The organism is Streptomyces sp. NPDC059003 (assembly GCF_042740445.1).
Lineage (GTDB): Bacteria > Actinomycetota > Actinomycetes > Streptomycetales > Streptomycetaceae > Streptomyces.
On sequence record NZ_JBHYJH010000424.1, the window covers coordinates 1 to 1,686 of the forward strand.

Annotated in this window: 2 protein-coding genes; both read left to right on the forward strand. The window is 73.5% G+C overall.

Features of this window, described 5'->3' with window-relative positions:
* Positions 1 to 142: 142 nt before the first annotated feature.
* A complete protein-coding gene (locus ACFWZ5_RS46330; protein ID WP_384802901.1) occupies positions 143 to 361 on the forward strand; it encodes a hypothetical protein in 219 nt (72 codons plus the stop codon).
* A gap of 18 nt (positions 362 to 379) precedes the next feature.
* Positions 380 to 1,480, forward strand: a complete 1,101-nt coding sequence (locus ACFWZ5_RS46335; RefSeq protein WP_384802898.1) for a hypothetical protein — start codon at positions 380 to 382, stop codon at positions 1,478 to 1,480.
* Positions 1,481 to 1,686 lie beyond the last annotated feature (206 nt).

Here is a 1,686-nt window from a genome sequence, read left to right on the forward strand (position 1 = left end):
GACCGGTGCCGTGGGGGCACCGGTCCCCGCACCCCCCTTCCGCTTGCGCCCCGCACCGCGCCCTCGACCGCGCTATTGACTAATAGTCAATTTCGCTCCACGCTCGGGACCCCGAAGACCGGAGCTCCTCGTAGGAGGTCCCGTGAGTACCGACACGACACGGCAGCTGAAGGCGGAGCTGGGGGCCGAACCCCCCGCGTCCTTCAGGGAGTTGCCGCCCGAGCGGCTCGACCTGCTCGCGGACGCGCTGCGGCGGCAGCGCGAGAGCAGGGCGTCCGGCCTGAACGAGGCCGCCGAGGACGCCCTGAAGCTGGTGCCCGCGCTGGCCCGCGGTCCGGTACGCCGGATCCTCTTCCGCTAGGCCGGGGGCGAGGACACCGTGGACAAGCTGCGCGCGAGGGCCGAGACCCTGAAGATCGCCCGCCTCCTCGACGTCGAGCCGGACGAGCTCGCGTTCCTGGGGGCGCTGCCCGCCGACGACGTGACGGACTTCCGCACCGCGTGCGTCGCCGCCCTGTACGACCGGGCGCCGGAGATGCTCGACCGCATCGCGTCCGCGACGAAGCTCGTGCCCGCCGGGGTCGCCGCCGCGATCTCCCAGAAGGCGCTCGGGCCGCGGCTCGCCGCCGCCGTCGCCGGGCGCCTCGAACCCGCCCGTGCCGCCGACATCATCGAGAAGCTGCCGGTGGCCTTCACCGCCGACTCCTGCGGGCACCTCGACCCGCGGCGCATCAGCGGCATCGTCGACCGGCTCGACGAGAGCCTCGTCGTGCGCATCGCCGTCACCCTCGCCGAGCGCGGTGACCATCTCACGATGGGGCGGTTCGTCGGCCATCTGCGCGACTCCGCGCTGCGGCGGATCCTGCCGCAGGTCCCCGACGCCGCCGTGCTCCGCACCGGCTTCCTCATCGACACGCCCGAACGGCTCGGCCGGATCGTCGAGTTGATGGGGCCCGACCGGCTCGCCGCGGTCATCGCGTCGGCCGCGGAGGACGGGCTCTGGCCCGAGGCCCTCGCCGTCGCCGGGATGGTGACGGGTGAGCAGCGCGGGCGGATCGCGTCGCTCGCCGCGGCGCGGCCCGCCGACGTCCTCGACACGCTCGTCACGACCGTCGCCGCGCAGGGGCTGTGGGAGTCCCTGCTGCCGCTGGTCGCGCTGCTCGACGACGGTGAGCGGCGGGTTGTCGCGGGGCTGCCGGCGTTGCGGGACGCGGAGGTTCTGGGCGGGATCGTGCCGGCGGTCGTCGCCACCGGGCTGTGGGCGGAGTTCCTGCCTCTCGTCGAGGTGTTGCCCGAGTCCTCCCGGGTGGTGGTCGCCGAGCGGGCCGGGGGGTTGCCGGATGATGCGCTCGACGCGTTGGCCCGTGAGGTCGACAAGCGGGATCTGTGGGAGCTGGTGCTGCCGTTGGTGGAGCTGATGTCGGACGAGTCGAAGACGAGGGTCCTGGCCCTTCCGGCGTTTCAGGAGCAGGGGGGCTAGGGCGGGGGCTTGTCCTCGCGGAGCGCCCCTGACCCACCCCTTCCCGAACTAGGGGGCTGCGCCCCCTAGCACCCCCGCTTTATCGGCGCTCCGCGCCTCGTCCTCAAACGCCGGACGGGCTGAAATACCCACCCGGTCATCTGCTTCGCCGAGCTGGCTTCGCGCTACGCGCTCGCTTTTCCCCGCCCACCCGCCCCCTCCCGGGG